At 58.6% G+C, this 7,448-nt stretch carries 4 protein-coding genes; 3 read left to right on the top strand and 1 reads right to left on the bottom strand.

The window, feature by feature from the left end:
- Nucleotides 1-2,240 (top strand): Ig-like domain-containing protein (locus tag RSSM_RS06485; protein ID WP_044301432.1); only part of this gene is annotated, 2,240 nt, incomplete at its 5' end.
- Nucleotides 2,241-2,616: 376 nt separating this feature from the next.
- Here RSSM_RS06485 and aroE read toward each other — a convergent pair.
- Entirely contained in the window at nucleotides 2,617-4,107 is a 1,491-nt protein-coding gene (gene aroE / locus RSSM_RS06480; RefSeq protein WP_044301431.1) for a shikimate dehydrogenase, read from the bottom strand.
- 244 nt (nucleotides 4,108-4,351) lie between these two features.
- On the opposite strand from aroE, the gene RSSM_RS06475 reads away from it, so the two are divergent.
- Nucleotides 4,352-5,779 (top strand): outer membrane protein assembly factor BamB family protein, encoded by a 1,428-nt coding sequence (locus RSSM_RS06475; protein ID WP_008675812.1) that lies wholly within the window; start codon nucleotides 4,352-4,354, stop codon nucleotides 5,777-5,779.
- Between the two features lie 159 nt (nucleotides 5,780-5,938).
- Nucleotides 5,939-7,255 carry a coproporphyrinogen-III oxidase family protein gene (locus RSSM_RS06470; protein WP_008675811.1) on the top strand — a complete coding sequence of 439 codons (1,317 nt, stop codon included), beginning with the start codon at nucleotides 5,939-5,941 and terminating at the stop codon, nucleotides 7,253-7,255.
- Nucleotides 7,256-7,448: the final 193 nt, after the last annotated feature.

Below are 7,448 nucleotides of genomic sequence, written 5' to 3'. Positions count from 1 at the left end.
CGACCCTGCAAAGCTTCCTGTCCGTTTCGCCGACTGCAATTATCGACGGAACCGAAACGATGGACACGCTGACGTGGGACTTCAACAGCGGCACCGAAGCGTTTGACTTCTTGGCCGACGGCGAAACCCTGATCCTGACCTACACAATCAGTGCCACCGACGACGACGGCACACCACTGTCGGACACTGAAGCAATCACGGTCACCATCACGGGAACCAACGACGGTCCGACTGCCAACATCGATACCAACACTGCGGTCGAAGCGGGCGGAGTGACCAACGCGATCACCGGCGTGGATCCGTCAGGCAACGTGCTCGATAACGACACCGACCCCGACGCGACCGACACACTCACGGTCAACGGCGTGGCGGCCGGAATCGCAGGCAGCACGTCCGGTTCGGTCGGCGTTAGCGTCACGGGCAATTACGGTTCGATCGTCGTCAACAGTACCGGCACCTACACGTACGCGGTCGACAACGACAACGCGTCGGTGCAAGCCCTTCGGTCTTCGTCAGACACACTCGACGACGTGTTTACCTACACGACTACCGACGCGGACGGCCTCGAGTCGACGCAGCAAATCACGATCACCATCCAAGGTGCCAACGATGCACCGCACGATTTGGACGCGGTCGGCATGACGGTCGACGAGAACGCGGCCAACAATCATGTCGTGGGAACCGTCTCGACCAGCGACGTGGACGCAGCCGACACGACTTCGTACCAGCTAACCGATGACGCGGGCGGGCGATTTGACATCAACGCCGCTGGTGAAATCTATGTCACCGACGCGAGCAACATCGACTTCGAAGCCGCGACGCAGCATGATGTCACCGTTGAGGTTACCGACTCCGATGGCGCCACCTATCTCGAGACGTTCACCATTTTCGTCAACGATGTCGATGAGTTCAACGTGGTCGGCTACGGCGATATCGACGGTGCCGCTAACGAAGTCGACGAGAACTCACCGGGCGGCGTCGGTGTTGGGATCACCGTGTCGGCGATTGACGCCGATGGCAGCAACAACACGGTCACTCATTCGCTGATCGACGACGCGGGCGGCCGCTTTGCGATCAATCCAACGACCGGCGAGGTCATGACCTCCTCGTCGGCGCCGCTCAACTACGAAACCAACACATCGCACCTCGTCACCGTTCGCAGCGTTTCCTCCGACGGCAGCGAAGTGACACAGAGCTTCACGATTATGATTCTCGACATCAACGAAGCTCCCGTCGCCGAGGACGACGCGTACAGCACTCTGGCTGGACAAACCGTCAGCCTCACGACACCCGACCCGCTCGATAACGACACCGATGTCGAAGGCGATCCACTCGACCTCGTCATTGTCGCCAGCCCTTCGTCGGGAACGTTGACCATCCAAACCGACGGCACGATCACGTACACGCCGAACTCCGGCTTCTTCGGCGTCGATACGTTCACCTACCGAGCCGACGACGGGATGCTGCTGAGCGACGAAGTTGCCACCGTATCCATCAACGTCCAAGCCGGCGGAGGTTCGTCCGGCGGCTCAGGCAGTGGTTCCGGTAGCGGTTCGGGCAGTGGCTCGGGAGACGGAGGCTCGTCCGACGGTGGCAGCGGCGACAGCGGCAGTGGCGACGGAGGCAGCGGTGACGCGGGAAGCGGCGAAACCGCTACCACCGACAGCGGAACGAGCAGCGAAACACCGATCGGCGGCCTCGCAGGCGAAACAAACGGGAACTCGGGCAACGACTCCAAGGACACCGCCACACAAGCCAATCGAGGCAACTCGCAGAATGGGGACGACGCCAATCAGGAAGGCGGCAACAGCACCGACAAACAGGATACGATCCTGACGGGATCCACCAGCCATGCTCTCAATTCGACGTTGCGAAACGCGACAGCGAAAGACATGGAAATCATGTCTGTCGCCTCGATATTTGAGAAAGGTCTCGCCGACGCGTTGTTGGAATTCGACGAAGACTCGTTGCTCTCGTGGTACGCGTTCGCCAACCCGACCGAACACACCTCGGGATTGGTGGAAGACCAAGAGTTCATGATCGGCGGTGTCGGCACGACGCTGGGTATTGCCTCGATCGGTTACGTGCTCTGGGCACTGCGGGGAGGCATGTTCGTTGCCACGATGTACGCGGGCATCCCAGGTTGGCGAATGCTCGACCCGAACACATTCCTCAGCGTCTACCGCGACGACTCACCGAAAGACCGAGTCGAAGAGATGCTCGACGCGGATGATAAATAATGCGAATCTGGGACACACCTCAACGTTTGCCCCGGCCATTCCCTGCAACGCCCACCAGGCAGCCGAACGGCCGTAAAGCCTCGGGTCGAATCGCTAACCAAGCCACCACCCCAAACACGCTCAAACCCGAGTGCTCACGCACTTCGGCTCACTTGTGTCGCCGGGAGATAGGGCATGGTCTCGGTCTCGGAAAGACCGAGCTACGTGAGTCGAGCCGAACGGCCGTAAGGCCTCGGGTCGAATCGCTAACCAAGCCACCACCCCAAACACGCTCAAACCCGAGTGCTCACGGCATCCCACCAGCAAAAACGGCCGTAACCCCAAACTGCGGGAACGTCGCTTCGCTTGATCCGGCCTACGATCGTTCCCTCAAACGCTAGTTGACCTGCACCGGGTTGGTCGCCTGTTTGATCTTTTGACGCATCAGATCCGTTGGCGCATCCTTGCCGGTAAACAACCGGAACTGATACGCGGCTTGGCGAACGAACATGTCGACTCCCGTAATCACCCGGGCGCCCTTGCGTTTGGCCTGTTTGATCAGCAATGTATTTTCCGGGTTGTAGACCGTATCGAACACCACCATGTATTCGTTCAACGCCGTCATGTTGTACGGCGACGTATCCACGTTGGGATGCATTCCGACCGGGGTGCCGTTGACCAGCAAATGTGCCTTCGTCTCATGGCGATGTTCCCACTCGACCGCGTGGCACCCTAATTCACCCGCCAACGTCTGAGAGCGTTCCATCGTCCTGGACGAAATGTAGACGTCGCACTTACGTTGACGCAGGCCCCACGCGAGTGCCCGCGACACGCCGCCGGCCCCCAAGATCATTGCGACTTTCCCTTGCATCGAATTCTCGACACCACGTTGCAGACCAAAAGTCTCTTCGATGCAATCCATCGCGGCGCGGTAATCGGTGTTGTAACCGATCCGTTCTTCGTCGTTGAAGATCATCGTGTTGATCGCACCGATCCCCGTCGCGCTCGCCTCCGCCTGGGTGCAATAATCCAGCGAAGCTTCCTTGTGCGGGATCGTGATGCTGATCCCCTCGACACCGATTCCGTGACAGGTGTTCATGAACGTTTGCAGGTCATCCTTGGGCAACCGGAACGGTAGGTACCTTGCGTTCAATCCCGAATCGACAAACGCCGCATTATGGATCAACGGGCTGTGGCTATGCGCGACCGGGTCCGCGATCACACCGAACAACGCCGTGTCTTTGTCGATCGATTCGTGGTGATAGATGCTGTTCATCTCCTTCCAATTCAACTGCCCCGGCGCGAGCTTCTTATCCGTGCTGAAAGTGGCATAGGTGAACGGCGATCCCACGCGGTTGGACAGGATCCGAGTCAACATGCCCAGCTCGCCCATGCAGATCCCGATCGTCGGCACTTCCGACTCGGCGACCAACTTCAGCATCCGAACGTTATCCGAAAACGTATTCGCCATCGTCGCAATCTTGACGATGTCCGCGTCCTCGGCCGCCATCGCCGCGTGCAATTCCTCGAGTTCGTCAGGCGTCCCCGAGAAATCGTGATAGCTGATAATCCGCTTCGTCGCGCCATAACGGGGAATTTGCGACGCGACATCCGCCTCGATGTCAACGTACTCCACCCCCGTCGCGATCGCGCTGCGCAGCAACACCAACCGATCTTGCTCGGTGCCTTCCCATCGACCGCCGTCTTCCTTGCGCCGGACCGACAAAACAACCGGTCCCGGTCGGTCTTGGACGAGTCGTTTCAGATTCACCGCTCGGGTAATGTAATCGAGACGCAACTCAACGAGCTGAGCCCCTTGCTCCACCAAATATTGATGCTCCGCAATCATTTTTTGGTGGCGGGCACGCCCAAGACTGACACAAATCATTGAAAATAAACTCAAAAGGCTAACAGAAAGGCTCCGGCATCCCGTCGGGGACCGGTGTCCGACAGTTTATAATAATCGGAGTGAAAACGAACAGACCGAGGAGGTTCGCGCTATCCGTCGAAACCGCCCCTTCCGAATCGCGAACGCATACGTCCCGGTTTGCTTTCGAATTTGCGCTGCCCGCCCCTCCCACACGCGTATCTCGCCCATCGTCGTGCACACACGTTTCCCACATCGGCCTTGTATGACAGATATTATCGGACGACTCACGTTCCTATTGCTGATCGGACTTCTCGCCGGTCACACCCGCGCCAACGACACCCCCGATTCCGACCATCGCACGACGCCCCAGCCGACGCCAACCTGGACGATGTCGAGGGCGGATGCCGGCGCCAGCGGAGCGGTTTCGCATACTTTGCCACGCAGCCTCGATATTCTTTGGGAAACCCAAATCGCGGAAGCTGTTGAAACCACCCCGGTCAGCGACGGCGTCCGGGTTTACGTGACCGACGTCATGGGCGGCGTGGAAGCTCTCGATGCCGAAACGGGAAAATCCGTGTGGCGACGTGAGTTTGATACCGGCTTCGTGGCAGCCCCGGGTTTGTACCTGCCCGCGTCAGTCGTCGACGATCCGAATATCTCGACACCGAGGATCCCGATCATCGTGGTCGGCACGAATGAGGCCATAAAAGACAAAGATTCTCAGGCTACATCCAATCCGACAACGAATAAGGATGCCAATTTCAAACAACCTTTGCTGGTGGTCGGCGACGTGGAAGGAAACGTCGAAGCGATGAACCCCGAAACCGGGGAATCCCTATGGAAATTCGTCACCAACGGCGAAATTAACGCAGCCCCCTCCTTCTTCGCCGTCCCACGAATCGAGCAGACGCCCCCCAAGCCAACCGACCGCTCCTCAGATTCGTCTGACATAGATTCATCCAACACAGCTTCATCAGACAATACGTCAAGTCATCCGAACAACTACGAAATCCGGTTGTTGCAAACCAGCCAAGACGGCAACCTGTATTGCCTCGCCGCTCACACCGGCGAACTCATTTGGAAATACGAGACCAACGACCAAATTCGATGTGCCGCCTCAATCGGGTCAGGAAAGACTTTTCTGGGCGGCTGCGACAGTGCTCTTCACATCGTTGACCTCGCCACCGGCACGGCCGCCCGCGAAGCGATGCCGCTCGGCGGGCCCACCGGCAGCACCCCGGCGGTGACCGGAGAAGAAGTCTTCCTGCCGATCATGGACGGAGTCGTTTTTGCGTTCAATTCGACTTCCGGCGAGATCCGGTGGGAATTCGAAGATCCCGAGCGTTTGCAGGAATACCGCAGCAGCCCCGCGATCGGCCCCGATCGGATTATCGTCGGCAGCAACAACAAACACATCGATGCGCTCGACCGAAACACCGGCAAACGGCTCTGGAGAACCACGCTTCGCCGCCGAGCCGACGCGTCACCGCTGATCGCCGGCACCGATGTTTGGGTCGCGTCGAGCGATGGAACCTTGTTACGCTTGTCACTCGACGACGGAACCGAAAAATGGTCGTTCGAGTCCCGCGGCAAATTTCTCGCCGCACCCGCGATCCTCGGTGATCGGCTGATCATCGCGGACGATGACGGACGCATCCGCTGTTTCGCCACTAACGGTACGGATCCTTAATCAAACATCGGGATCCGCGAACGGTCCTGCGGCTGATCCAACCTCACGTTAAAATCAATCGCCCGTACCGACTCCCCTTTCCTCCTCAACCTGTTCTTCTCGTTCCTGCCTCGTCGCCAACCCTGGCGACCCACCTACCTTCAACACAAGTCACGATTGATGACCAGCACTTCCAGCGACGACAAGACCGAAGTAGGCAGCGTCTTCATTTCCAACTACCCGCCCTACAGCCAGTGGAACCGCGAAGCCCTCGACGATGTCCGCACGCGGATGCAGGAACCGCCGGCCAACAGCAACCCGCTCGGGCTCTATCTGCACATCCCGTTCTGCCGAAAACGTTGCAAGTTCTGTTACTTCAAAGTCTTCACGGACGTCAACGCGAAGGAAGTCCAACGGTACGTCGACGCGTTGTGCGACGAAATTTCTCTGGTCAGCAAACTGCCCGTCATGGGCGACCGCCCGTTTCGGTTCGTGTATTTCGGCGGAGGGACACCCAGCTTTCTTTCGCCTAAACAACTCACCAAACTCGCCGACCGTCTCCGCGAACACATCACGTGGGACGGCGCCGAGGAAGTCACGTTCGAATGCGAACCGGGAACGCTCAGCGAAACCAAAGTCAAAACGCTCCGCGAAGAACTCGGCGTCACCCGGTTGAGCCTCGGTGTTGAAAACTTTAGCGACGCGTTGCTCGAAGAAAACGGTCGCGCTCACCTTTCCAAACAAGTCTTCGCGGCGTGGGAATGGATCGAAGCTGCGAACTTCCCCAACGTCAACATCGACCTGATCGCCGGCATGGTTGGCGAAACCTGGGACAACTGGCGCGACAACATCCGGCGCACCATCGAAATGTCCCCCGAGAGCGTCACGATCTACCAGATGGAACTGCCGTTCAACACCATCTACAGCAAAGACATGCTCGGTAACAAAACCGAAAGCCCCGTCGCCAATTGGCAAACCAAACGCGACTGGGTCGACTTCGCTTTCGATGAATTGATCAATGCGGGATACAAAGTCAGCAGCGGTTACACGCTCGTCAAAGACACCGGCAAAGTCAACTTCTCGTATCGCGACAACCTGTGGCGTGGTGCCGACCTCATCGCCACCGGTATCGCCAGCTTCGGACACGTGCACGGCGTTCACTATCAAAACCTGCCGCACATGAACGAGTACCTCGAATCAGTCGAAGCCGGCAACCTGCCGCTCGGCCGCGGTTACGTGCCGACCCCGCACCAAGCCCTCATTCGCGAACTGATCTTGCTGCTCAAACGTGGCTTTGTCGAACGGGCATATTTCCAAGACAAGTTCGACGCGGACATCGTGGCACAATATCGCGAAGTCTGGGATCGCTACGTCGAACAGGGCTATGCCGAGATTCACGACGACGAAGTCCGTCTCACTCGGGAAGGACTCCTGCGAGTCGACTCGCTGCTCTCAGCGTTCTTCGAACCCGAACACCAAAACGTGCGATACACCTGAGCCCCGTGAGCCGAAGTGCGTAAGCACTCGGGTTTTGGGCAGGTTCGCTCTCAACATCGCTCGACCGTTCCCACCCGAGGCCTCACGGCCATTCGGCTCACCAACGCGGTAGCCCCAGCCCGTCCAGCGGCTCCATCACATTGGCCTGGGCTAGGCAATCGATTGCCCCCTTTGGCCGTTGCCTGTCTCGCCC

Source organism: Aporhodopirellula sallentina SM41 (assembly GCF_000346505.1).
Classification (GTDB): domain Bacteria; phylum Planctomycetota; class Planctomycetia; order Pirellulales; family Pirellulaceae; genus Rhodopirellula; species Rhodopirellula sallentina.
The sequence above is the reverse complement of the archived record's forward strand: the minus strand, read 5'-3'. Positions and strand labels throughout refer to the sequence as shown.

Coding starts and splice junctions, on each gene's coding strand:
- aroE (WP_044301431.1), bottom strand. CDS start 4,107: ATGATTTGTGTCAGTCTTGGGCGTGCCCGCCACCAAAAAATGATTGCG.
- RSSM_RS06475 (WP_008675812.1), top strand. CDS start 4,352: ATGACAGATATTATCGGACGACTCACGTTCCTATTGCTGATCGGACTT.
- RSSM_RS06470 (WP_008675811.1), top strand. CDS start 5,939: ATGACCAGCACTTCCAGCGACGACAAGACCGAAGTAGGCAGCGTCTTC.